This is a genomic window from Clostridium sp. 1001271st1 H5 (genome assembly GCF_005845215.1).
GTDB lineage: Bacteria > Bacillota > Clostridia > Lachnospirales > Lachnospiraceae > Enterocloster.
Window position 1 is genome coordinate 45,100 of sequence record NZ_SPHO01000021.1, and the last position, 23,723, is coordinate 68,822.

At 54.0% G+C, this 23,723-nt stretch carries 22 protein-coding genes; all 22 read left to right on the forward strand.

Annotated elements, in window-relative coordinates; translation table 11 throughout:
- Nucleotides 1-5: 5 nt before the first annotated feature.
- The 22 genes from FGS84_RS24410 (at nt 6) to infC (ending at nt 23,694) form a co-directional block, all read left to right on the forward strand.
- Nucleotides 6-2,378, forward strand: a complete 2,373-nt coding sequence (locus FGS84_RS24410; protein ID WP_138310897.1) for an FAD-dependent oxidoreductase — start codon at nt 6-8, stop codon at nt 2,376-2,378.
- A 162-nt stretch (nt 2,379-2,540) separates the two neighbouring features.
- Nucleotides 2,541-3,788, forward strand: coding sequence for an OFA family MFS transporter (locus FGS84_RS24415; RefSeq protein WP_138310898.1), 1,248 nt, complete (start codon nt 2,541-2,543; stop codon nt 3,786-3,788).
- 11 nt (nt 3,789-3,799) lie between these two features.
- Entirely contained in the window at nt 3,800-5,512 is a 1,713-nt protein-coding gene (locus tag FGS84_RS24420) for an AMP-binding protein (protein ID WP_243130065.1), read from the forward strand.
- Complete coding sequence (locus FGS84_RS31650) at nt 5,458-5,808, forward strand: hypothetical protein (protein ID WP_243130066.1); 351 nt, start codon at nt 5,458-5,460, stop codon at nt 5,806-5,808. Before FGS84_RS24420 ends, FGS84_RS31650 begins: the two co-directional genes overlap by 55 nt.
- Nucleotides 5,793-7,391 (forward strand): CoA-transferase, encoded by a 1,599-nt coding sequence (locus tag FGS84_RS24425; RefSeq protein WP_138310899.1) that lies wholly within the window; start codon nt 5,793-5,795, stop codon nt 7,389-7,391. Before FGS84_RS31650 ends, FGS84_RS24425 begins: the two co-directional genes overlap by 16 nt.
- Nucleotides 7,392-7,407: 16 nt before the next feature.
- Nucleotides 7,408-7,824, forward strand: a complete 417-nt coding sequence (locus FGS84_RS24430) for a PaaI family thioesterase (RefSeq protein WP_138310900.1) — start codon at nt 7,408-7,410, stop codon at nt 7,822-7,824.
- A gap of 19 nt (nt 7,825-7,843) precedes the next feature.
- Nucleotides 7,844-8,494, forward strand: coding sequence for a nucleotidyltransferase family protein (locus FGS84_RS24435; protein ID WP_138310901.1), 651 nt, complete (start codon nt 7,844-7,846; stop codon nt 8,492-8,494).
- A gap of 214 nt (nt 8,495-8,708) precedes the next feature.
- The gene (locus tag FGS84_RS24440) at nt 8,709-9,767 is read left to right on the forward strand and encodes a molybdopterin-binding protein (RefSeq protein ID WP_138310902.1); all 1,059 of its coding nucleotides are present in this window, start codon (nt 8,709-8,711) and stop codon (nt 9,765-9,767) included.
- A 24-nt stretch (nt 9,768-9,791) separates the two neighbouring features.
- A complete protein-coding gene (gene moaC / locus FGS84_RS24445; RefSeq protein WP_138310903.1) occupies nt 9,792-10,286 on the forward strand; it encodes a cyclic pyranopterin monophosphate synthase MoaC in 495 nt (164 codons plus the stop codon).
- Between the two features lie 5 nt (nt 10,287-10,291).
- Nucleotides 10,292-11,359, forward strand: coding sequence for a GTP 3',8-cyclase MoaA (gene moaA / locus FGS84_RS24450; RefSeq protein WP_347563883.1), 1,068 nt, complete (start codon nt 10,292-10,294; stop codon nt 11,357-11,359).
- 5 nt (nt 11,360-11,364) lie between these two features.
- Complete coding sequence (locus FGS84_RS24455; RefSeq protein ID WP_138310905.1) at nt 11,365-12,336, forward strand: MOSC domain-containing protein; 972 nt, start codon at nt 11,365-11,367, stop codon at nt 12,334-12,336.
- Between the two features lie 212 nt (nt 12,337-12,548).
- Nucleotides 12,549-13,436 (forward strand): molybdate ABC transporter substrate-binding protein, encoded by an 888-nt coding sequence (modA, locus tag FGS84_RS24460; RefSeq protein WP_138310906.1) that lies wholly within the window; start codon nt 12,549-12,551, stop codon nt 13,434-13,436.
- A 21-nt stretch (nt 13,437-13,457) separates the two neighbouring features.
- Nucleotides 13,458-14,129 (forward strand): molybdate ABC transporter permease subunit, encoded by a 672-nt coding sequence (gene modB, locus FGS84_RS24465; RefSeq protein WP_138310907.1) that lies wholly within the window; start codon nt 13,458-13,460, stop codon nt 14,127-14,129.
- A gap of 37 nt (nt 14,130-14,166) precedes the next feature.
- Nucleotides 14,167-15,291, forward strand: a complete 1,125-nt coding sequence (locus tag FGS84_RS24470) for an ATP-binding cassette domain-containing protein (RefSeq protein ID WP_207740001.1) — start codon at nt 14,167-14,169, stop codon at nt 15,289-15,291.
- 48 nt (nt 15,292-15,339) lie between these two features.
- A complete protein-coding gene (locus FGS84_RS24475) occupies nt 15,340-16,281 on the forward strand; it encodes an NTP transferase domain-containing protein (RefSeq protein WP_138310909.1) in 942 nt (313 codons plus the stop codon).
- A complete protein-coding gene (locus FGS84_RS24480) occupies nt 16,278-17,363 on the forward strand; it encodes an XdhC/CoxI family protein (RefSeq protein WP_138310910.1) in 1,086 nt (361 codons plus the stop codon). Before FGS84_RS24475 ends, FGS84_RS24480 begins: the two co-directional genes overlap by 4 nt.
- 476 nt (nt 17,364-17,839) lie before the next feature.
- Nucleotides 17,840-18,709, forward strand: coding sequence for a selenium cofactor biosynthesis protein YqeC (yqeC, locus tag FGS84_RS24485; RefSeq protein WP_138310911.1), 870 nt, complete (start codon nt 17,840-17,842; stop codon nt 18,707-18,709).
- 16 nt (nt 18,710-18,725) lie between these two features.
- Nucleotides 18,726-19,307: a nucleotidyltransferase family protein gene (locus FGS84_RS24490; RefSeq protein WP_138310912.1), complete on the forward strand. Its 582-nt coding sequence runs from the start codon at nt 18,726-18,728 to the stop codon at nt 19,305-19,307.
- Nucleotides 19,308-19,423: 116 nt separating this feature from the next.
- Entirely contained in the window at nt 19,424-20,746 is a 1,323-nt protein-coding gene (locus FGS84_RS24495; RefSeq protein WP_347563885.1) for an MATE family efflux transporter, read from the forward strand.
- Nucleotides 20,747-20,759: 13 nt separating this feature from the next.
- Nucleotides 20,760-22,379 (forward strand): hypothetical protein, encoded by a 1,620-nt coding sequence (locus FGS84_RS24500; RefSeq protein WP_138310914.1) that lies wholly within the window; start codon nt 20,760-20,762, stop codon nt 22,377-22,379.
- Nucleotides 22,380-22,475: 96 nt separating this feature from the next.
- Nucleotides 22,476-22,790 carry a DUF1540 domain-containing protein gene (locus FGS84_RS24505; RefSeq protein WP_138310949.1) on the forward strand — a complete coding sequence of 105 codons (315 nt, stop codon included), beginning with the start codon at nt 22,476-22,478 and terminating at the stop codon, nt 22,788-22,790.
- Nucleotides 22,791-23,199: 409 nt separating this feature from the next.
- A complete protein-coding gene (infC, locus tag FGS84_RS24510; RefSeq protein ID WP_002565217.1) occupies nt 23,200-23,694 on the forward strand; it encodes a translation initiation factor IF-3 in 495 nt (164 codons plus the stop codon).
- Nucleotides 23,695-23,723 lie beyond the last annotated feature (29 nt).

Below are 23,723 nucleotides of genomic sequence, written 5' to 3' on the forward strand. Positions count from 1 at the left end.
TCACTGTGAAATATTTTGAACATGAGAGCGCTGCCACCTTTGATGAGGCAGTCTCCTTATTAAAAGAGTCCCCAAAAGGGAAAACCGTAGTAATGGCCGGAGGTTCCGACCTGGTTGGAGTATTGAAGGAACAGATTCTGGAGGAGTACCCGGAAAAGGTGGTTGACCTTAAGACCGTTGAAGGCGGGGAATACATAAAGCAGGACGGGGATATGATTGAAATCGGCGCCCTGACAAAGCTCTGCGACATCGTGAAGTCGGACCTTCTGAATGAAAAGGCGCCTGTCCTTTCACAGGCAGCCCGTTCCGTGGCAACACCGCTGATTCGCAATGTGGCCACCATCGGAGGCAATATATGCCAGGATGTGCGCTGCTGGTTTTACCGCTATCCCCACGGCATCGGCGGCAGGATGGACTGTATGAGAAAAGGCGGAAACGAATGCTATGCAGTCATGGGGGATAACCGCTACCATTCCATATTCGGCGGCATGAAGGTCCACACCACCCCGTGCTCTGTTAAGTGTCCGGCCAATACGGACATACCCGCCTATATGGACCGGCTGCGGGAGGGGGATACAGAGGGAGCCGCCCGCATCCTGATGGAAGCCAATCCCATCCCCATGATTACATCCAGGGTCTGCGCGCATACCTGCCAGGAGCAGTGCAACCGCTGCGACTTTGACGAGAGCGTATCCATTCATGGCGTGGAGCGCTATGTGGGGGATTATATACTGGAGCACGCGGATTTGTTCTACAGGGCGCCGGAAACCGAGACAGGCCATAAGGTGGCTCTTGTGGGAGCAGGCCCGGCAGGCTTAAGCGCCGCCTATTACCTGAGGAAGGCGGGCCATGACGTGACGGTCTTCGACAAGATGGAGGAACCGGGCGGCATGCTGACCTATGCCATTCCCAACTACAGACTGCCCAAGTCCTATGTGAAACAGGTGGCTGCGGCCTATGAGAAGATGGGTATCCATTTCCGTCTGGGGTGCTGTCTGGGTGAGGATGTGCAGGCCGGGGAACTGGAACAGCAGTATGACAATGTGTTCTATGCAACCGGCGCATGGAAACGCCCTGTGCTGGGATTTGACGGCGAGGAGTTTACGGAGTTCGGACTTCAGTTCCTGATGGAAGTCAACCAGTGGATGAACAAAAAGGACCGCCGCCATGTTCTGGTGGTGGGAGGCGGAAACGTGGCAATGGATGTGGCCATTACCGCCAGGCGCCTGGGCGCGGAGAGCGTTACGCTGGCTTGTCTGGAATCCGAGCCTGAGATGCCGGCCAGCAGGGAAGAGATTGCAAGGGCCAGGGAGGAAGGCATTGAAATCATGCCGTCCTACGGCGTGTCAAGGGCAATCTACGAAGGCGATAAGGTTACCGGTATGGAACTTATGCGCTGCACCTCTGTGAAGGATGAGCAGGGACATTTTAACCCCCAGTACAACAGGGAGGAGACACTGATTGTATCGGCGGATTCCATTCTGATGGCGGCGGGACAGAAGGTGGACTTAAGTTTCCTGGGAGATAAATACGGTCTTGCCCTGGAGCGCGGACTGATTCAGGTGGACAAGGATACGCAGGCCACAAGCAAGACCGGGGTCTATGCAGGAGGCGACGCCACCACAGGACCGGCAACCGTTATCCAGGCAGTCCGTTCCGGGCGCAATGCCGCGGAAGCCATTAACAAAGGCTACGGCATCATGCCGGAGCGCCGCAGGGAGGAGAAGTTTATCCACTTTGACGCTGCAGGCGTAAAGGAAGAGCATGCGGTAAAGGATAAGGAGCTGTCAGCCCAGGAACGGGCTCTGGATAAGGAGGACAGCTTCACGCTGACCGGAGAGGAGGCAGCCAGGGAGGCAGGAAGATGCATGAACTGCGGATGCTACTCCGTCAATGCTTCAGACATATCCCCGGTGCTTATCCTGCTGGACGCCCAGATTGTGACCACAAAGAAAACAGTGAGGGCGGCTGACTTTTTCACCACCCATCTGAAAGCAGTGGATATGCTGGATGCGGACGAACTGGTGACAGCTGTCCGGTTTAAGATTCCGGAAGGCTATACCACGGCCTATGACAAATTCAGGGTGCGTGAGGCAGTGGATTTTGCCATTGTCAGCCTGGCTTATGCTTACAGGATGAAGGACGGCGTTATAGAGGATGCGAGAATCGTTCTGGGCGGCGTGGCCCCGGTGCCCATGGAACGGAAAAAGGTGGAAGCATTCCTGACCGGCAGAAAGCCGGAGGAAGGCATGGCGGAATCCGCCGCGGACCTGGCAGTGGAGGGGACCACGGCCATGGCCAACAATACATATAAGATTCAGGAGGTAAGGGCTCTTATAAAGAAGATGATTATGGACATGGGGGCTATCCAGGCATAACAGCCCGCTGCATCAATGACTGTATATTTATGGTTTCGCCTTCCCGGGGTGTGTTTTCAGATACGCTCCGGCGGGGTGAAGCCGTAAATACGTTTTTCTTGAAAATGTTAAAAAAATAACAAATAATGGCAGGTCTTTTAAGTACAAGGAAGAAGGTATTTTATGGATTTGATGAAAAAAAGGTGGGCGGTTCTGATTGCCAGTGTTATTGTTAATATATGTATTGGTACGGGGTTTGCATGGAGTGTTTACCAGACAGGGCTGTTTAATGAGGGGGCAGTGATATTCGGGGCAGAGGTACAGAAGTCACAGCTGGCTTTGGCCTTTACAATCTGCAGCGGCGTTGCGCCGATTCCCATGATTGCGGGAAATGGGCTTCAAAAGAAGCTTAAGGGGCCAAGGAACGTGGTATGGCTGGGGGGAATCCTGTTCAGCGCAGGACTGATTTGCACCAGCTTCATCCACAGCCTTACCATGCTGTACGTGACATACGGACTTCTCTGCGGCTTTGGCATCGCCTTTGCCTACGGCATTACCATTGGAAACACGGTGCGGTTTTTCCCGGACAAGCGGGGATTGATTGCAGGTATTTCCACGGCTGCCTACGGGGCTGGCAGCATTATTTTCCCGCCAATCATGCAGTCGCTGATTGCTTCCGGCGGCGTTATGTTTACCTTCCGGGTGCTGGGAATCCTGTTTGGGGTAATGATAATCATAGCCGCCTGTTTTATCACCGAACCTCCCGAGGGATGGCTGCCAAAGGGGTGGGCGCCGCCGGCGGCCAAAAACAGTTCCTCTTTAGCGGCTGACGGAAAGAACTGGAAGCTGATGCTGGCTGACGGAAGGTTTTATCTGATGATTATTGCATTTACCATATTTGCCACAGGAGGACTTATGGTGGTGAGCCAGGGCTCGCCCATGGCCCAGGCCATAGCCGGGGTGGACGCGGCAGTTGCAGCAACCGCGGTCAGCATCATTGGCCTGGCCAACACGGGAGGCAGGGTGCTCTGGGGATGGGTTTCCGATAAGGTGGGAAGATATCCGGCCCTCAGCATCATGGCCGTCATTGTGGCGGTAAGCGGTTTTGCCCTGTCCGCTTGTACGGACAGCGGTTCACTGGTCCTGTTCCTTGCATTTGCCATGCTGATTGCCATGTGCTACGGCGGAAGCATGGGCGTATATCCGGCCCTGACGGCCGATGCCTTCGGAATCAGGTATAACGGGGTCAATTACGGCATTATGTTTATCGGATTTGCGCTTGGCGGTTACATAGGGCCGATTCTGGCCAACAGTCTCTACGACAGCACCGGTTCATACGGCGTGCCGCTGATGGCAGTGGGCGCAATGGGCGTGGTGGCGCTGATTATATTGTTTGTTCTGACAGCTATCAATAAACGGGCACAGAGATAGGGGAAGGTTCGATGGAAGACCTGATTGACGGAAAGAGAAGAATACAAGCAGTGGTTTGCAGGGGTGAGAATGGTCCCGGGGACGCCTCCTTTCTCTTTGACAGGGCTGGCCGCCTGCTGGCTTTTGAGGGGACCATGTCCGGTTCAGAGGCTTTCGGGGAAATGCTTTCGCAGATGTGCAGGAACCAGCCCGGAATATCCGGCCGGGAGGGTTTGGAAACCGAGTGGGAAGGCGCGGCGTATCATGTCTGTCTCAACCGGTACATTCACCTGACCCTGGGTGAGCTGGCAGATATACAGGCGCAGCGCTTTCCTGACAGGGAGGCTGTGGTTGACAGCCTGGCAGATGTGCGCCTTACCTTCCGGGAGGTCAAAAAGCGCAGCGACAGTCTGGCCAAGGGGCTGATTCACATAGGTATCTGCAAAGGGGACCATGTGGCGGTCATCATGGATAACTGCTGGGAAAATGTAATCACAAAAATAGCGATTGAAAAAACCGGGGCAGTGATAGTAAACCTGAATATTCACGAAAAAAGGGACATGCTGGAATGTCTGCTCCACCGGACGGATGTGAAGGCGGTCATACTGAAGCAGGGAATCAAAAACCGGGAGCACATGGACATATTTTACCAAATCAGCCCGGAGCTTAAAACAGCGGTTCCTGGAAGGCTCTATGTGCCCCGCCTGCCCAGGCTGCGCCATATAGTTGTCACGGACCCGCTAAGACCCAGAAGCTGCGCCTGGCAGTTTGAGGCGCTGATGGAACAGGGAATGCGGATGGATGACGTGATTTTGGAGGAGAGGATGAGGGAAATCAGTCCCTTTGACGACGCCACCATCATCCATACCTCTGGTACCAGCGGCGTGCCCAAGGGAGTGGTGCTGTGCCACTGCCAGGTCCTGGAAAATGCATGGAGCCATGTACAGTATCTGGGACTGGAGAAAGAGGACCGCCTGTGCATGACGCCTCCCATGTTCCACTCCTTTGGATGCGTGGGCTCGGTGCTCAGCGCCATGATGGCAGGTGCAGCCCTGGTCTGTTATGAGAAGACGGACAGAATCTGTCTGCTGGACATGCTGAGGAAGGAACGGTGCACCGTACTGTGCAGCGTACCAACGGTCTATATCCGCCTCATCAGGGAGATGAGGGAGGGAAAAGCGGGCAGTAAGAATTTATGCCTGCGCCTGTGCGTTACGGCCGGAGCGCCCTGTCCGGAATATACCTTGAGGGACATGAAACATGTTATAGGGGCAAAAGCCGCGGTGGTCATGTACGGCATGACAGAGGCCGGACCGGGAATCAGCAGCACAACCATGGACGACAGCCCGGAGGTGACGGTTTCCACTGTGGGCAGGCTGTGGCCGGGGGTTGCGGGGCAGATACGGGATTTAACCACGGGCCGGGTGCTGGGGCCTGGGCAGACCGGTGAACTGTGCATCAGGGGCTACGGCGTGATGAAGGGATATTACAACAATCCGGAGGAAACAGCCAAAGCAGTGGACCGGGAGGGCTGGCTTCACACAGGAGACATTGGTGCCCTGTCGGAGGACGGGCTTCTGACCCTGAAGGGAAGGTGCAAGGATTTAATCATACGGGGCGGGGAAAACATAAGCCCCAAGGAAATAGAAGATTTTATACGGAATTATGAACCTGTGGAGGAAGTGGCTGTGTGGGGGCGCCGGATGAACAGTACGGCGAGCTGGTATACGCCTTTATCCGTCTAAAGGAAGGGACTGTGATTACAAAGGAGGGCCTGAGGGACTGGTGCAGGGGTAGAATCGCCACCATTAAGATTCCGCAGGAGATAGAACTGACAGACCATTTCCCGGTAACAGCTACCGGGAAAATATTAAAAGGACGTCTGCGGAGCCTTGCCAGGGAGCATCTGGAGGAAAGGGCGCCGAAGCGGACGGATGCGGAACCAGGCGGGCCGGAACGGACGGATATGAAAGCGGGCGAAGAAGGGCGGATGCCCATGGAGACGGGAAAGGACGGTATGGATAAATGGCAAAAATCATAACAGTTAAAGAGGCTGCAGAGCTGGTTCAGGACGGCGCGGTGATTGGCTCGGCAGTACAGGGAATGACAGGCTGGCCTGAGGAAATAGGGCTGGCAATTGAGCAACGGTTCATGGAAACAGGGCACCCATCGGACATCACCCATATCCATGGGGCCGGCCAGGGGGATTTCGGACGGATGTCCGAGGACGGAAAGACCTGCCGGGGAGAGTGCGCCCTGGCCCATGACGGACTGCTTTCCTGCAGCATACACGGTCATGTGGGATGTTCCTTTAAGGTGACAAAGCAGATAGTGGACAATAAGATTCTGGCCTACAACATTCCTCTGGGAGTGGTGGGACAGATTTGGAGGGAGATGGGACGCGGATTCCCGGGCCTTATGACAAAGGTGGGACTGGGCACCTTCATGGACCCCAGATACGACGGGGCCATGATTAACGAGAAGACAAAAAAGGAAGGTAAGCAGATTGTTACATACATTCCTGATTTCCTTGGGGAAGAGTATCTGTTTTATACATTGCCAAAGCTGACAATAGCCCTGCTGCGGGCCACTACGGCGGATGAGGACGGCAATCTGACCTATGAAAAGGAATGCATGCCCTGTGAACCCCTGGACCTGGCAATGGCTGCCAAGGCAGCGGGAGCCATTGTCATTGCACAGGTGGAACGGGTGGCCGCCACAGGGACCCTGGACCCCAGGAATGTGAAGGTGCCGGGGATTCTGGTGGATTATGTATGCGTTGCAGAGCATCCGGAGCGCATTATGCAGACCCACATCACTCATTTTAATCCTGCTTTTACCGGAGAAATCCGCATCCCCATGAAGAACAGCTCTGCCCCGTTGCCACTGGATGACAAGAAGGTGTTTACAAGGCGCACTGCCATGGAAATCCATGCAGGGGACAAGTGTAATCTGGGTATCGGAATGCCCGGGCTGGTTCCCAATGTGCTCATGGAGGAGGGCGTGGATTCACAGGTGACCCTCATATCAGAGTCCGGCCTCATAGGAGGAATCCCTGCGCCGGGAGGCGATTTCGGTGCCCATTTCAATCCGGTGGCAATGTATCCCCAGACAGACCATTTCAGTTTCTTTGACCAGGGCGGTCTGGATGTGGCTGTGTTCGGCCTCAGCGAGGTGGACAGGGACGGCAATGTGAACACCACCTTCCTCAATGGAAAGATAGCCGGAGTGGGCGGGTTCCCCAATATATCCGCCAATGCAAAACATTCCATCTTTGTGGGCTCCTTTACGGCCGGAGGGCTGAAATGCCATATTGAGGACGGTAAGATGTGCATTGACCAGGAGGGACGTTTCGACAAGTTCGTGGAATCCTGCGCACAGCTTTCCTTTAATGCGGAGCAGTGTCTGGCAAAGGGAAACCGGGTTACGTTCATCACGGAGCGGTGTGTGATTAAGAGAACCCCGGAGGGCATGGTGCTGGCCGAGGTGGCCCCGGGTATTGATATACAGACACAGATATTGGACCACATGGGCTTCGCGCCCATTATACCTGAGGGAGGGCCTGCTCTCATGGACGCAGGACTGTTCTGCGAGACATGGGGACGCCTGGGAGACCATTTTTAGAAAAAAGAGGTAATATATGAGAAGGATGGAATCAGATAACTGCTTTGTCTGCGGCGCCCTGAATCCCATAGGACTGCACCTGGACATTACGGAAGGGGAAGGCTGGGCCAGGGCGGCCTGGACCGTGGAAAAGCCTTATGTGGGATATGAAGGAATGCTTCATGGGGGCATCATGGCTTCCATTATGGATGACCTTATGGCCCATGCCCTCTACTATACGGACCTGGATGTGGTTACGGCCCATCTGGAGCTGGATTACAAGGCTCCAATCTATGTGGGGGAGCGGATTGAGTGCGAGGCCCGGGTGACAGAGTTCGGTAAGGGGCGCTCCATCCGTGCCCAGGGCACCATCAGCCGGGACGGCGAAGTGGCCGCCCTGGCAAAGGGAGTCATGGTAATTGTGAAGGAACCGGGGACCAAGGCAGGGCTGTGACCTGATTAGGAGGTGTATCATGGAGAGAACCGGAGCAGTGATACTGGCGGCAGGGCTGTCATCCAGAATGCATGAGTTTAAGCCCCTTCTGGAGCTGGGAGACAGCACCATGATTGTCAGGGCCATTGAGAATCTTAAGATAGCAGGGGCATCTCCGGTCATCATAGTGGCCGGATACAAAGCAGACCAGCTGATGGATTACCTGTGGCCCCTGGATATCATGTTTGTGCGCAATGAAAATTATGCCTCCGGCCAGATGTTTGATTCAGTCAAACTGGGCATATCAAGGGCCGCGGATTTGTGCGGCAGAATCCTTATTACGCCTGCGGATGTCCCTCTGATTGGGCAGTATACCTTTAAGCAGGTGATGGAATGTCCGGGGGCCCTGGTGCGCCCGGTCTGTGACGGCCGTCCGGGCCACCCGGTTATGGTGGATTCACGGCTGGCGCCGGATATCTGCGCCTATCAGGGGGGCGGAGGTCTTAAGGGAGCCATGGAGAACCTGGGGGTGCCAATCACGGAAGTGGAGGTGGAGGACCCCGGAATCTACCTGGATGCGGATACGCCCCAGGATTATATGAATCTCAGATACTGGAATGATTACAGCCAGGTGCAGAAACAGGGCTCTAAAATGATACATTTCCGTATATCCATAGGAATGACCTCATAGGGAATAAAATGGAAATGGTCAGGTGTGCCGCAGCAATGGAACACCTGGCCATTTTCCTCTGAATGCCTGCATCCGCACCTGTTTTCCCGCGGTCCGGACTGTTACAATAAATTCGCATTTGTAGTGTATGTGTCTTTACAAAATCAAAAGCAGGTGTTATTCTATATGTAATGCGTTATTTGAAAATATAAATAACGGGCGGAGGTTAAACAGAATGAAACTGATACAGACAGTGGATGCGGAAGGCACCGTGCTGTGCCACGATATCACACAAATCATCAAGGGAGTGACAAAGGATGCGGTATTCCGCAAGGGCCATGTGGTCACCAGAGAAGATATCCCGGTCCTCTTAAGCGTGGGCAAGGACCAGCTCTATGTGTGGGAGAAGGAAGAAGGAATGCTTCATGAAAATGACGCTGCTGAGATTCTCTGTGATATGTGCAGAGGACAGCATATGGAGCGTTCCCAGGCAAAGGAAGGCAAGATTGAACTGACAGCTGCATGCGACGGATTGCTGAAGGTGGACAACCGGGGGCTTAAGGCGGTAAACGGATTCGGACAGATGATGATAGCCACCCGTCACGGCAACTTTGCAGTGAAGAAGGGGGACAAGCTGGCCGGGACCAGAATCATCCCTCTGGTGATTGAGAAAGAAAAGATGGAGGCAGCCAGAACGGCGGCTGCGCAGGCAACAGGGGGATGTCCCATACTGGAGCTGAAGCCATTTTTACATAAGAAGGTGGGCATTGTTACAACGGGCAACGAAGTGTTTTACGGACGTATCAAGGATACCTTCACCCCTGTGATAGAGGGGAAGCTTTCAGAGTTTGACACAGAGGTCATAGACCATGTGACATGGAACGACGACGATACCAAGGTGACGGCCAGTATCCTGGACATGATAGAAAAGGGCGCGGATGTGGTGGTCTGTACAGGCGGTATGAGTGTGGACCCGGACGACAAGACACCCCTTGCCATCCGGAACACAGGAGCCCGCGTTGTATCCTACGGCGCACCGGTGCTTCCGGGAGCCATGTTCCTGCTGGCCTATTACCAGGTCAGGGATGGGGAGAATCCCCGTACCGTTGCCATTATGGGACTTCCGGGCTGTGTCATGTATGCAAAGCGCACCATATTTGACCTGGTTCTTCCCAGAATCATGGCAGACGACCAGGTGACGGCGGATGACCTGGCTGCGCTGGGCCAGGGCGGGCTCTGCCTTAACTGTCCGGAATGCACCTTCCCGAACTGCGGATTCGGCAAGGGACTGTAACAAAGGGGTTGAAAGGAAACAGACATGGAATTTACACATTTTGACGACCAGGGAAATGCCCTTATGGTGGATGTGGGGGATAAGGCGGAGACAAAACGGGAGGCAGTGGCCAGGGGCAGTATTTTCATGAGCCCGGAGTGCCTGGAAAAAGTGGCCCAGGGAACCATGGCAAAAGGAGATGTGCTGGGCGTTGCCAGGGTGGCAGGCATTATGGGAGCCAAAAAAACCTCTGAGCTGATTCCGCTGTGCCATATACTGAACCTTACCAAGCTCACCGTGGATTTTACCATTAAGAAAGAGACAAATGAGATTGAGGCAGTCTGTACGGCCAGGACCACGGGAAAAACAGGAGTGGAGATGGAAGCCCTGACCGGGGTGTCCGTGGCGCTGCTGACCGTCTATGACATGTGCAAGGCTGTGGATAAGGCCATGGAAATCGGTGACATTTACCTGGAACATAAGAGCGGAGGCAAGAGCGGGGAATTCCATAACCCCAGATGTGCCCGGAACAGGGGATGAGCAATATGAAGGATGCATTGGGAAGAACCATTGACTATATGAGGATATCCATTACGGACAGGTGCAACCTGCGCTGCAGGTACTGTATGCCCTATGGTGTGGAGTGCGTGCCCAGATGGGATATCCTGACCCTGGAGGAGATTCAGGCCGTGGCTATCTGCGCAGCCGGTCTCGGCATACGCCATATTAAGGTGACGGGAGGAGAACCTCTGGTCAGAAGAGACTGCTGCCAGCTGGTAAAGCAGCTTAAAAGCACTCCGGGGATTGAGAAGGTAACCATAACCACCAACGGCGTGCTGCTGGAGCGTTATCTGGATGATTTGGCGGAGGCCGGGATAGACGGCATCAACATAAGCCTGGATACCCTGGACAGGGACCTGTATCAGAGAATAACGGGGACCGATGCCCTGGGCACTGTGATGGAGTCCGTCAGGCGGGCCAGCGCCATGCCCATATCTGTTAAAATCAATGCGGTATCCATTGATTTCAGCCAGATGGAGGAGGACTGCGGGGAATGTCCGGCCGGAAATCAGGATGGCTGGCAGCAGATGGTGGAGCTGGCAAGGGAGTATCCGGTGGATGTGCGGTTCATTGAGATGATGCCCATTGGATACGGCAAGAATTTTAAGACCATCAACCACCGGGAACTGCTGGAGGAGATGGTGAAAGCATATCCACGCATGGAGGAGGATGACCAGGTCCATGGTTTCGGACCGGCTGTCTACTACCGGATACCGGGATTTAAGGGCAGCATTGGACTAATCAGCGCGATTCACGGGAAATTCTGCAGTGACTGCAACCGGGTGCGCCTGACCTCCCAGGGTTATCTGAAACCCTGTCTGTGCTATGAGGACGGAGCGGATTTAAGGCGGATTCTGAGAAAAGGACAGGAACGGCCGCAAGAGGAGGGGCATTACCGCTGGCCCTATGCAGGCTGTCCGTCGAACCAGGAACTTCAGGGGAAACTGAGAAAGGCCATGGAACAGGCCATATTGTGCAAACCGGCGGCCCATTGCTTTGAACGGCCGGGGCAGATAACAGAAGCGCATAACATGATTGCTATTGGAGGATAACGTATATGTCAGAGCAGGCAAAACAGAGTGTCTGTCCCACCGGAGTGGTGAAGGCTATCTGTATCAGTGATAAAAGGGGAATTGAGAAGCGGGCCATTGACCAGGGCCATTTTCTGGTGGATTTCGGTATTGAGGGAGATGCCCACGCAGGCCACTGGCACCGCCAGGTAAGCCTTCTCTCTTATGATAAAGTGAAGGCATTCAATGAGCGGGGGGCCGATGTCATAGACGGGGCCTTTGGCGAGAACCTGGTGGTGGAGGGCATTGATTTCAGAAGCCTTCCTGTAGGTACCAGGCTGTATGTGGGGACAGTCCAGCTGGAGATGACCCAGATTGGGAAGGAATGTCACAGCCACTGTGCTATTTACAAGCGCATGGGCGAGTGCATCATGCCGAAGGAGGGCGTGTTTGCAAAGGTTATCAAGGAAGGCATGATCCGTCCCGGTGATGTGATGCGGGTGGAGCCGCCGGCAGAGGACAGGCCGTTCACTGCCGCAGTCATTACCCTGAGCGACAAGGGCGCCAGGGGAGAGCGCAGGGACGAGAGCGGTCCGGCTGCAAAGGAGCTGCTGGAAGCAGCCGGTTATGAGGTAGCGGAGCTTCTGCTTCTGCCGGATGAGCCGGCCCAGCTGAAGACACAGCTCATCCGTCTGGCTGACAGCCGCCAGGTTGATTTGGTGCTGACCAGCGGCGGAACAGGCTTTTCCCTCAGGGACCAGACGCCGGAGGCCACCATGGCTGTGGCTGAGCGCAATGCACCCGGAATCGCGGAGTTCATCCGCATGAAGTCCATGGAGGTTACGGACAGGGCCATGCTCAGCAGGGGCGTGTCCGTTATCCGGGGAAGGACCCTGATAGTGAATCTGCCGGGGAGCCCCAAGGCGGTCAGGGAAAGCCTGGGCTTCATCATGAACAGCCTTGACCACGGCCTTAAGATACTCAGGGGAAGCGCATCGGAATGCGCCGGAAACCAGTAATAGAAATCCGGCAGTCAAATCCTAAACCGGCCGCCAAGGAGAAATCCGGCAGCCAAATAGGAGTTCAACGGTGATATAAGGATACAGGTGCCTGTTCGGTACAATGCCCATCCGGTACAGATGGGCATTTATGTGGGGAACGATATGGTCACATAAGTATAACGCATACCTGTATCTGTATATAGAAATTTTAAATCCAGGAGGATGAAATTATGAAAAAACAGCTTTGCATGATGATGGCAGCAATGCTGGCAGCAGCTGCACTGGCCGGCTGCTCTGGCGGGGCAAAGGAAACAACGGCAGCCGCCACGGAAACGGAGACAACGGCAGCAGAAACTACTGCGGCAAAGAAAGATGCAGAGACAGCTGACGGGGAAACCACAGCGGCCCAGGCAGGCGAATCCACGGAGATACTGGTTGCAGCGGCAGCCAGCCTTAAGAACGCCTATGAGGATGAGCTGATTCCCATGTTCCAGGAGCAGTATCCGGGCGTGGTTGTAAAGGGCACCTATGACAGCTCAGGAAAGCTTCAGACACAGATTGAGGAAGGTCTGGAGGCAGACGTGTTCATGTCGGCCGCAACCAAGCAGATGACAGCCCTGGACGAGGAAGGCATGATTGATTCCGGCACCGTCACCAACCTGCTGGAGAACAAGATTGTGCTTATCGTTCCCACCGGCAGCAGCGCGGGCATTGAGAAGTTTGAGGATATTGAGAAGGCGGAGAGCATTGCCCTTGGCGACCCTGCCAGCGTACCGGCCGGACAGTATGCACAAGAGGCCCTTACCAGCCTGGGCATCTGGGATAAGATTCAGGACAAGGTAAGCTTTGGAACCAACGTGACAGAGGTGCTTAACCAGGTTGCCGCATCCAGTGCTGACGCAGGTATCGTATATGCAACCGATGCAGCCAGCATGGCTGACCAGGTGGAAGTGGTAGCCGAGGCTCCTGAGGGAAGCCTTGCCAAGAAGGTCATCTATCCTGTGGCAGTGGTGAAGAACACGGCTCACGGGGAAGAGGCCGGGAACTTTGTGGAATTTCTTAAGACAGACGAAGCCATGAAGGTATTTGAGGCATACGGATTCACAAAAGGCGAGTAAGGAAAAGGGGAGGAACCATCCATGGACTGGTCACCAATACTGATATCAATGAAGACAGCCGGCCTGTCGATTCTCATCACGTTTTTTCTGGGAATCTTTGCGGCGTGGGCTGTGGTGAGCATGAAAAATGAGACATGGAAGCTGATATGGGACGGCGTGCTTACGCTGCCCCTTGTCCTTCCCCCCACGGTGGCCGGTTTTTTCCTTCTCTACATTTTTGGGGTTAAACGGCCGGTAGGGCAGTTTTTTATTGAGTATTTCAGCGTTAAGATAGCATTTTCATGGACAGCTACGGTGATTGCGGCCGTGGTCATGTCCTTTCCTTTAATGTACCGCTCTGCCAGGGGAGCATTTGAACAGGTGGACCAGAACCTGGTGGCGGCAGCCAGGACCCTGGGCATGAGTGAGTGGAGCATCTTCTGGAAGGTGCTTATGACCGGAGGCCTGCCCGGAGTAGTCAGCGGCGGCGTGCTGGCCTTTGCCAGGGGCCTGGGAGAATTTGGGGCCACTGCCATGATAGCGGGAAACATAGCGGGCAGGACAAGGACCCTTCCCATGGCAGTCTATTCAGAGGTGGCCGCAGGCAATATGGATACGGCGTACCGTTATGTGGCGGTTATTGTGGTCATTGCATTCCTGTCCATCCTATTGATGAACTGGGCAGCGTTAAGGCCCGTGAACCGGAAGGGATGAAAGGGGAACAGCCGTGAACTCAGAATACAATCTTCATTTGGAAGTTAATATAAGAAAAAAATTAAAGGATTTCAGTCTGGACATAAACTTTGAAGCGGGCCGGGGATGTCTGGGTATCCTGGGACCATCGGGCTGCGGGAAGAGTATGACCCTGAAATCCATTGCAGGCATCATCCGGCCGGACGGGGGAAGGATTGCCCTGCGATATGCCCAGGGGGAGGCGGCGGGAGGCCGGGTCCTCTATGATTCCGCCCTGAAGGTCAATGAGAGGCCCCAGGTAAGGCGGGTGGGCTATCTGTTCCAGAACTACGCCCTGTTTCCCGGCATGACCGTGGAACAGAACATCATGGTGGGGTTAAAGGGAGGCCGGGGAAACGTGGGGCTTAGAAAACGCCGGCCCATGTCCCAGGAGGCCAGGGAACAGAAGGTGGCTGAGATGGTGGAGCGGTTCAGGCTCCATGGGCTGGAAAAACGTTATCCCGGCCAGCTGTCAGGCGGCCAGCAGCAAAGAGTGGCCCTGGCCAGGAGCCTGGCCTATGAGCCGGAGGCGCTGCTGCTGGACGAGCCTTTTTCCGCCATGGATACATATCTGAGGGAGGGATTGCGCCTGGAGCTGGCGGATGCCCTTAAGGATTATGACGGGGTGACCATTATGGTGACCCATGACAGGGATGAGGCATACCAGCTTTGCGGCAATCTTCTGCTTATGGACAGAGGATGTGTGCTGGCGGCGGGCAGGACAAGGGATATTTTCCAGAATCCCATTACATGCCAGGCAGCCAGGCTTACGGGATGTAAGAACATTTCCAGGATTGAGCGGCTGGGAGAACGCAGGATACGGGCAGTGGACTGGAACGGCCTGGAGCTGGTCACGGACCGCCCTGTGGATGACACCATAACATCGGTGGGAATCAGGGCCCATGATTTCGAACCTCTGTCAGACAGCGGTGCACAGGCCTATATGGAGAGGGAGGATGCAAATCTTATAAAAGTATATGCTCCATCTATTTCCGAAATGCCGTTTGAGTGGTATATTACATTACAGAACGGTCTGTGGTGGAAGAAGGGGAAGGATATCCACACACACGAAACCGCGGGCCTGGTGCCGGATTGGCTCAGGGTGGAGCCGTCCGCTCTCTTGCTTTTGACCGGAGAGCTTTAAGGGGCGGATATCAGGCTATCATATTACAGAGAAAGGCGGAACAGACCTATGAGGACAGGGGCTGTTATTATCGCAGCAGGTCACAAGAGCACAATCAGCCGTTTCCAGCCCATGCTTCCCATTGGGGACAGCACGGTCATACGGAGAATTATCATTACCCTTAAGCGGGCGGGCATTGAGCCCGTGGTAGTGGTTACCGGGCAGAAGGCGGACGAGGTGGAAAAACACATTGCAGGACTCCGGGTCATCTGTCTGCGCAATCAGGATTATGAGCAGATCCAGATGTATTACAGTATCTGTATGGGGTTAAATTATATAGAGGATTTATGCGACAGGGTATTTATCCTGCCGGCCAAATTCCCTATGTTCCTTCCGGATACCATACAGAGGATGATGGGGTCCCGGGCCATGGCTGCCTGTCCTGTGTTTGACGGAAGGCGGGGCCATCCGGTCCTGGTATCCAAGGCAGCCATTGGCCCCCTTTTAAACTATGAGGGGGGAAAAGGATTGAGAGGCGCCCTGCGCCAGCCGGAAATCGATGCCTATCTGGAGGAGATACCGGTGGAGGACGAGGGAATCATCATGGCAGTGGAATCGGACGAGGACTGCGCCCGGGGCAGTCTTGGACGGGAAAAGCTGGCTGTGTATCCCCAGGTGCAGCTGACACTGGAGCGCAATGAAGGATTTTTTGGTCCCCAGGCAGCCCAGTTCCTGAGCCTGATTGACCATACAGGCTCTATGCAGACAGCCTGCAGGCAGATGCATATGTCCTATACCAAGGGATGGAAGATTTTAAAGGAGGCAGAGCGGCAGCTGGGCTATCCTCTCCTGATTACGCAGTCAGGAGGGGCGGAAGGCGGTTTTTCCCAGCTCACACCCAAGTCCAAGGAGTTTCTGGACCGTTATCTGCGGATGGAGAAGGAATTGCGCATGGAAGGCGAACGGCTTTATAAAAAATATTTTTCTGCGGAGGAAGAGGCGGGGTCATGAAAGCATTATTTACAGAGTTAAGACAATTATTGGAGCAGGGGGAGGAGGCTGTTCTGGTGACTATTATTGCCAGTTCCGGTTCCACCCCCAGGGGAACCGGTTCCCGGATGCTGGTGAGGAAGGACGGGTCCATAGAAGGGACCGTGGGCGGCGGCGCTGTGGAGTACCAGGCCATCCAGGCAGCCATCCAGGCTATGAAGGACAAGGCTTCCTTTGCCAGGGGATTCACCCTCACCAGAAACCAGGTGGCTGATATCGGCATGGTGTGCGGGGGAAATGTGGTGGTATATTTCCAGTACATTTGTCCGGGGGACCAGGCGCTGTATGGTTTCTGCGGCCGGGTTCTGGAGGCCTTGGCAAAGGATGAGGACAGCTGGCTCATTCTGGATATCACCGACGAGACATGCTGGCAGATGGGCCTGTACAGCCACAGCCTGGGTCTGGCCGGTATGAAAGGGCTGGGGCAGTCTTGTCTGGGGCCGGGAGAGACTGGGGAAATCAGCGGCGCCGGCTCATGGAGCGGGCTGGAAAAAGAACTCTTTGGCAGCAAGGCCCGGCAGAAATCAGTGGACGGCCGGAATTATTATATAGAGCCTCTGGTACAGGCCGGGACCGTCTATATATTCGGAGGCGGCCATGTGGCCCAGGAGCTGGTTCCTGTGCTGGCCCATGTGGGATTCCGCTGCGTGGTCATGGACGACAGGGAGGTATTTGCCAATCCCCGGGTATTTCCCCAGGCAGACAGGACTGTGGTGGGAGACATGGAACACATCAGCGAGTATGTGGATATCAGTTCCAGGGACTATGTGTGCGTCATGACCAGGGGGCACCAGTTTGATTATTATGTGCAGAAGCAGGCCATGGCCCTGCATCCTTATTATATCGGCATCATGGGCAGCAGGAACAAGATACGGGTGGTGACGGATAAGCTGCTGGCAGACGGCTTCACATTGGAGGAAATCCAGAAATGCCACATGCCCATCGGCACGGACATTGGAGCCGAGACACCGGCGGAGATTGCCATCAGCATTACGGGAGAACTGATAGCGCAGAGAGCAGCCAGGACGGATGCCCGGCAGTGATGCCGCCGGGATATACAAAAAATTTTAGGTTATCTAAAATATTTTGCATTCATGCACAAAAAACAGAGAGGTGTTCACCAAAAGATTAGATATAATGCGGATTGCTAAACAGGTATGCCTGACATATAATGAATCTATCACAGTGATGGAAAACATATTAGAAGGAAGGAATCGATAATGGCAGTCATCGGAGTTATACTAGTGTTTGGTATCCTGAGTTTTGATTTGTATGGTGTAATCAGGAATAATATCCAGAAATAGGGACGCAACAGGATAAGATAGTCAGCTGAGACAAAACACTGAAATAGAACAGCAGCCGGAAGCAGAGGGGATTCCCCTTGTTTCCGGCTGTTTTTAACTGCCCTTAAAGGGCAGAAAATTATCTTTCCCTATCTTCTGTTTTATGATAGAATAGTCAGAGTATCACAGTAAAGTGCTGCATTAATCTATGTCAACTATAAAATGGAGATTATGCCATGAAGGTCTATTTTTACGAGTGCGGCATATGGACCGGAACCAACAGCCTGTGGCACGGCCTGGGGCTTGAGGGACGGATGAAGCAGGCACGGTCAGAGAAAGGACCGGGCCCTTTTGTGGTGTCTCTTGCAGGCGCGGGTGGCAAGACATCCGCCATACGCAGACTGGCCTGGGAGGCCCTGGACCGGGGGCTTAAAGTTTTGGTGGCAACCACCACCCATATGGCTTGTCCGGATGCATTCGGATGCCTTGAGGGCAATGTGGAAGAAATCAGGGCTGGTCTGGAACAGCGCGGCCTGGCAGTGGCCGGAAGGCCGGCGGAGAATGGGAAGATTGCATTTACAGGCCGGGAGTTGTATGAGGAAGCCTGTTCCCTGGCGGATTTGGTGCTGGTGGAGGCTGACGGTTCCAGACGCCTGCCTTTGAAGGTGCCAAGGGCCGGGGAGCCGGTGATTCCGGAGAATACAGATATGATTCTGTGCCTCAATGGCCTGACATCCCTTGGGAAACAGGCCGGGGAATGCTGCCTGAGACTGGAGGAAGCCCTGGACCTGATGAGCCGCCACGGCCGGAAATTGTATGGGCATGAGTGTGTTTTTTCCGGCAAAGAACCGGATGGACCGGACCGGAATAGGGAATATAAGAGCGACTGGGTCATACAAAAGGAAGACATGATGACGCTGATGAAGCATGGATACCTGGTCCCCCTGCGGGAAGCCCATCCGTATATGGAGGTGCTGCCTGTATTCAACCAGGCCGACACTGCGCAGAAAGCAGCGCTGGCCAAGGAAATGCTGGACGGAATGGGTGAGACAGCAGGGATTGCAAGCGGACAGCTGGACCAGGATGGGTCCGCCCGGTTATTTTAAAGGATGGTTATGAGGGATGAAGATATCATTTATCTATATGGCTTCCGGATTTGGAAGCCGTTTTGGCTCTAATAAGCTGCTGGTGCCCTTTAAGGGAAAGGAGCTTTACCGCCATGGGCTTGACTGCATCTGCCGGGCGGCAGGGGAGCTGGAGAAAGATGGGCACCAGACAGAGATTCTGGTGGTCAGCCAGTATGAGGAGATTTTAGAGCAGGCCGTAAGCCAGGGGCTTGCGGCAGTCCACAACGGATTCAGCGGGGAGGGAATCACTGCGTCCCTCAGGCTGGGAACTGCTTCGGCTGCTCCTGGGACAGAGGCTCTTTTGTTCTCAGTGGCAGACCAGCCCTATATGAGTCCCTTCACCCTGAAGAGGTTTATTGAGGGGTACTGGCTGTCCAAAAAGGGGATGGGCTGTGTGTGCCATCAGGGAAAGCGGGGGAATCCCGCCATATTCAGCCGCACCTACAGGCAGGAGCTTATGGGGCTTCGCGGGGACAGGGGGGGAAGCGTAATCATGAAGGCCCACCCTGAGGATGTGTGGACCATGGAGGTGCCGGAGGAGGAGCTTAGGGATATAGACAGGGCAGAGGATTTGTAAGGAAAAGTGGTGGAAACATGAAACAGTCGGATACTCAGTTGGCTAAACAGCCGGATACTCAATTGGATAATCAGAAGAAAAACGATTTTTCCAAAGGCAGCGTGGTGGGCAATATCATGAAGCTGGCGGTCCCCATGACCCTGGCACAGCTCATCAATGTGCTGTATAATATTGTGGACCGCATTTACATAGGAATGATACCGGAGAATGCCACCCTGTCCCTTACGGGGCTGGGGCTTTGCCTGCCCATCATATCCATTGTCATTGCCTTTGCCAACCTCTTCGGCATGGGTGGCGCTCCCCTGTGTTCCATTGAACGGGGCAGGGGGAATGAGAAGGAGGCAGAGGCCATCATGGGCAATTCCTTTGTGATGATGGTGGCGGTGGGAATCCTGCTGACGGTCCTGGGCCTGATTTTTAAGCGGCCCATGCTGTACCTTTTCGGCGCCAGCGACGCCACCATTTCCTACGCAGACGCCTATGTGACCATCTATCTCCTGGGCAATATTTTTGTGATGACAGGCCTGGGCATGAACAGCTTCATCAACTCCCAGGGCTTTGGGACCGTGGGCATGATGACCGTGCTGCTGGGGGCGGTTGCCAATATTGTCCTGGACCCCATTTTCATCTTTGTATTCCACATGGGGGTACGGGGCGCGGCCCTGGCCACCATTCTTTCGCAGATGCTGTCAGCCATATGGATTCTGGCCTTCCTGACCGGCAGGCGGACCATCCTGAAGCTGCGGCCCGCGGCCATGAGGCCGGACGGCGGCAGGCTGCTCCGCATTGTGGGCCTGGGCATGTCCGGGTTTACCATGTCCATCACCAACAGTCTTGTACAAATCATGTATAATTCCATGCTCCAGAAATTCGGCGGCGACCTGTATGTGGGAATCATGACCGTCATCAACTCAGTCAGGGAGGTCATTTCCATGCCTGTAAACGGTCTGACCAACAGTGCCCAGCCTGTACTGGGATTTAACTACGGGGCCAGGGAGTATAAACGGGTACAGAAGGCCATTGTATTCATGTCAGTGGTCTGTATCCTGTATACAGTGGTGGCCTGGGGATTCGTGGACTGGTTTCCGGAGTTCTTCATCCGTATTTTCAACCGGGAGGGGGACATGGTGGAGGCGGGAATTCCGGCTATACGCATGTATTTCTTCGGGTTTTTCATGATGTCCCTCCAGTTCGCGGGCCAGTCCGTGTTCGTAGGCCTGGGAAAATCCAGGAATGCGGTATTTTTTTCCATTTTCAGGAAGGTTATCATCGTTATACCGCTTATTATCATACTGCCCACTGTATTTGGATTGGGGACCCAGGGCATACTGATGGCGGAGCCCATATCCAATTTCATCGGAGGAGCCGCCTGTTTCGGGACCATGCTGCTGACAGTATGGCCTGAGCTAAAGCGGGGCGGGGAAAAGAACCAGCGCTAAAGGAGAAAAACCAATGAAAAGACCTTATATAAAGGCCGCAATGATACTGGGGGCGGCAGCGTTCCTGTTCACAACCGGGTTTGCCAGGGCAGAGGAACATGCTGCGGGAACAGCAGGCTGCCTTAAATCAGCCACCTACTATTCCGATGACTGGGTCATCAATTTCTGGAACAGTGAGAGCCGCCATATGGACCAGGAGCTGGCCCGCATTGCGGAGGATGGATTTAACAATATTATCCTGGTGGTTCCGTGGAGGGAATTCCAGCCCGGTATGTCGCCCTGTACATACAGCCAATATGCCTGGGACAAGCTGGACCGCGTCATGGATGCCGCTGGGGCCCAAGGACTGAGCGTGATGCTGCGTGTGGGATATACCTGGGATTACTGCGGGGCAGGCAATGTGATGGACCGGTACCAGGGGCTGATGCAGAAGGGGACGGAACGGTCTGCCTGGATGGAATATGTGGGCCGCCTCTATAAGGCGGCATCCTCCCATGAAAACTTCTGCGGAGGATTCCTGACCTGGGAGGATTTCTGGAACTTCACGGATTCCAGTGCGTCCCTGGGAAACGGGGTAAAGGGACGCAGTATGGCCAAGGCCTGCGGATATGTGGATTATGCCAGGGAGAATTATGAGCTGGAAGAGCTGGAGGAAATGTATGGTCACAAGCTGTCCGGGTATGATGATTTGTATTTTCCTGCAAAGGATTCACAGGCCAGAAGCGTGTTTTACGGATTTTACGACCATTTTTTAAATGAACTCCTGGCCGACAGCCAGACCGTGTTTCCGGGCCTGTCCATGGAAGTGCGCCTGGATGTGGACCCGGTGGAGCACCAGGACGGAAGCCAGGAGGGCTTTATGCATTCCTCCACCTTCCCCAGCGGAAGCGCTGCCTATACCAGCGCAATGTACGGCATTCCCATGGGCTTTATGAATGAACATGAACGCGTAACAGCCCAGGAGGCGCTGGAAAAGGTGCCTGTGTTCCTGAACCGTCTTCACGTGTACAGCGGAGGCAAGCCGGTGTACCTGGACCAGTTCCTGTTTACGGACAATACGGTTGGATACGAGCATAACGCCCAGCTGCGGGACGATGAAAAGGCGCTGTATCTGGAAGGCGTTGCGCCCATCCTTAAAAATTCCACCATGGGATATGGTATTTGGACCTACCGGGATTACGGGGACAATAAGCTGTTCAATGCCCAGTTTGCCCTGGGCATGGACGGATGGCGTTTTTCAGGAGGAAGCTATATTGCGGAGGATGCAACCGGAAAATCAGCCATGCTTCCCTCCGGCGGAACTATTTACCAGAACCTGGGCAACCGGATGACAGGCAATACAGGAAAGGATACCTATGTAAAGCTGCGCACCGGGGCAGAGGAAGCATGCAGGCTGACCATACGCATGGGTTCCCAGACAAGGACCGTGGACGTGAAGGAGGAACGGAAGGTGGAGCTTAAATTCAGCAACTGCCAGCCGTCGGATTTCACCATCAGCGTAAGCGGCGGCAAAGGCGCTTTTGTGGACGACATCCAGGTATATACCTTTGTGACCCAGGGCGAGCTTTACAATATGGACGGCAGCGAAGGAAAATGCATTGAAGCCCTGCGCCTCATGAATCAAAAATTATAATCCGTACATACTATCCTTGTCATTGGTAAGAATGGTACCGCACATAAGAAACCGGGCTTCGGCTTCTTATGTGCTCATAACAAGGAGGTAGGGATGATGACCAAGCTGGAATGTAGTGTAAAGAACTGTGTGCACAACGCTGACAACTGCTGCTGTAAGGCTGCTATTGCAGTGGATGGGAACAAGGCCGGGACTGCGGAGCAGACCTGCTGCGCAAGCTTTGACGAGAACAAGGGCGGTAAGTTCACCAACCTGTTCAAGACCCCTGAGACAAGGCTGGAGATTGCCTGCGACGCGGTAAAATGCGTCTACAATGAAGAACACCGCTGCTCCGCGGAACGTATTGACATAAGCGGTGACGGAGCCTGTGAATGTACGGAGACAAGGTGCAGTACCTTTAAGGCCAGATAAATTCAGAATCAGGACAGGATGGGTGCAGGGACGTCTTCCGGGAACCGGGAGGCGTTCCTGCTGTATTTGGATGAATCATATCGAGGAAACGTATCCGGAAGAAAAGTTTGAAATTATGGTTGACAAATACGTTCAAATGTAGTAGATTAATATAAGTTGTGAGAACGACTGACAGGAAAGCAGGTATCCGCCTCACCCTGGCACAAGTAAGTGACCCGGGTTCATAGATGAAACAATGTGCTGTAGTATCTCCTTGGATTTCCGGTGAGACAGGGCAGCAGATGGTTTTATGTGAGGAAGTGGATAGCCAGGCTGTCCGCTTTATTTTTTGCCCTACAGGGAAAGAACGGGGCATGCTGATTCCAGAACAACATGACTTATTTGGAGGTGTACGACTATTAGCGAATTAATGATTAACGAGCAAATCAGAGACAAGGAAGTACGGCTGATTGGCGAGGACGGGGAGCAGTTAGGCATCGTGCCGGGGAAAGAGGCACTGAGAATGGCTCAGGAAGCAGAGCTTGACCTGGTGAAGATTGCACCTACGGCAAAGCCGCCGGTATGTAAGATTATCGACTATGGCAAGTACCGTTATGAACTGGCACGCAAGGAAAAAGAAGCCAAGAAGAAACAGAAGGTAATCGAGATAAAGGAAGTTCGTTTGTCACCCAACATTGACACCAACGACCTGAACACCAAGGTGGGAGCAGCCAGAAAATTTTTGGAGAAGGGCGATAAGGTGAAGGTGACACTTCGTTTCCGCGGTCGCGAGATGGCCCATATGTTCAAGTCCAAATACATCCTGGATGATTTCGCTGAGAGTTTAAAGGATATCGCAGTTATCGATAAGCCCTCCAAGGTTGAAGGAAGAAGCATGGTTATGTTTTTAACTGCAAAACGTTAAAATAGAAAGTTTTAAGGAGGAAATTTACA

Excerpts from the sequence above, each read along its gene's own strand:
- FGS84_RS24415 (WP_138310898.1), top strand. The coding sequence starts at position 2,541 with ATGGATTTGATGAAAAAAAGGTGGGCGGTTCTGATTGCCAGTGTTATT.
- FGS84_RS24420 (WP_243130065.1), top strand. The coding sequence starts at position 3,800 with ATGGAAGACCTGATTGACGGAAAGAGAAGAATACAAGCAGTGGTTTGC.
- FGS84_RS24425 (WP_138310899.1), top strand. The coding sequence starts at position 5,793 with ATGGCAAAAATCATAACAGTTAAAGAGGCTGCAGAGCTGGTTCAGGAC.
- FGS84_RS24430 (WP_138310900.1), top strand. The coding sequence starts at position 7,408 with ATGAGAAGGATGGAATCAGATAACTGCTTTGTCTGCGGCGCCCTGAAT.
- FGS84_RS24435 (WP_138310901.1), top strand. The coding sequence starts at position 7,844 with ATGGAGAGAACCGGAGCAGTGATACTGGCGGCAGGGCTGTCATCCAGA.
- FGS84_RS24440 (WP_138310902.1), top strand. The coding sequence starts at position 8,709 with ATGAAACTGATACAGACAGTGGATGCGGAAGGCACCGTGCTGTGCCAC.
- moaC (WP_138310903.1), top strand. The coding sequence starts at position 9,792 with ATGGAATTTACACATTTTGACGACCAGGGAAATGCCCTTATGGTGGAT.
- moaA (WP_347563883.1), top strand. The coding sequence starts at position 10,292 with ATGAAGGATGCATTGGGAAGAACCATTGACTATATGAGGATATCCATT.
- FGS84_RS24455 (WP_138310905.1), top strand. The coding sequence starts at position 11,365 with ATGTCAGAGCAGGCAAAACAGAGTGTCTGTCCCACCGGAGTGGTGAAG.
- modA (WP_138310906.1), top strand. The coding sequence starts at position 12,549 with ATGAAAAAACAGCTTTGCATGATGATGGCAGCAATGCTGGCAGCAGCT.
- modB (WP_138310907.1), top strand. The coding sequence starts at position 13,458 with ATGGACTGGTCACCAATACTGATATCAATGAAGACAGCCGGCCTGTCG.
- FGS84_RS24475 (WP_138310909.1), top strand. The coding sequence starts at position 15,340 with ATGAGGACAGGGGCTGTTATTATCGCAGCAGGTCACAAGAGCACAATC.
- FGS84_RS24480 (WP_138310910.1), top strand. The coding sequence starts at position 16,278 with ATGAAAGCATTATTTACAGAGTTAAGACAATTATTGGAGCAGGGGGAG.
- yqeC (WP_138310911.1), top strand. The coding sequence starts at position 17,840 with ATGAAGGTCTATTTTTACGAGTGCGGCATATGGACCGGAACCAACAGC.
- FGS84_RS24490 (WP_138310912.1), top strand. The coding sequence starts at position 18,726 with ATGAAGATATCATTTATCTATATGGCTTCCGGATTTGGAAGCCGTTTT.
- FGS84_RS24495 (WP_347563885.1), top strand. The coding sequence starts at position 19,424 with ATGAAGCTGGCGGTCCCCATGACCCTGGCACAGCTCATCAATGTGCTG.
- FGS84_RS24500 (WP_138310914.1), top strand. The coding sequence starts at position 20,760 with ATGAAAAGACCTTATATAAAGGCCGCAATGATACTGGGGGCGGCAGCG.
- FGS84_RS24505 (WP_138310949.1), top strand. The coding sequence starts at position 22,476 with ATGACCAAGCTGGAATGTAGTGTAAAGAACTGTGTGCACAACGCTGAC.
- infC (WP_002565217.1), top strand. The coding sequence starts at position 23,200 with ATGATTAACGAGCAAATCAGAGACAAGGAAGTACGGCTGATTGGCGAG.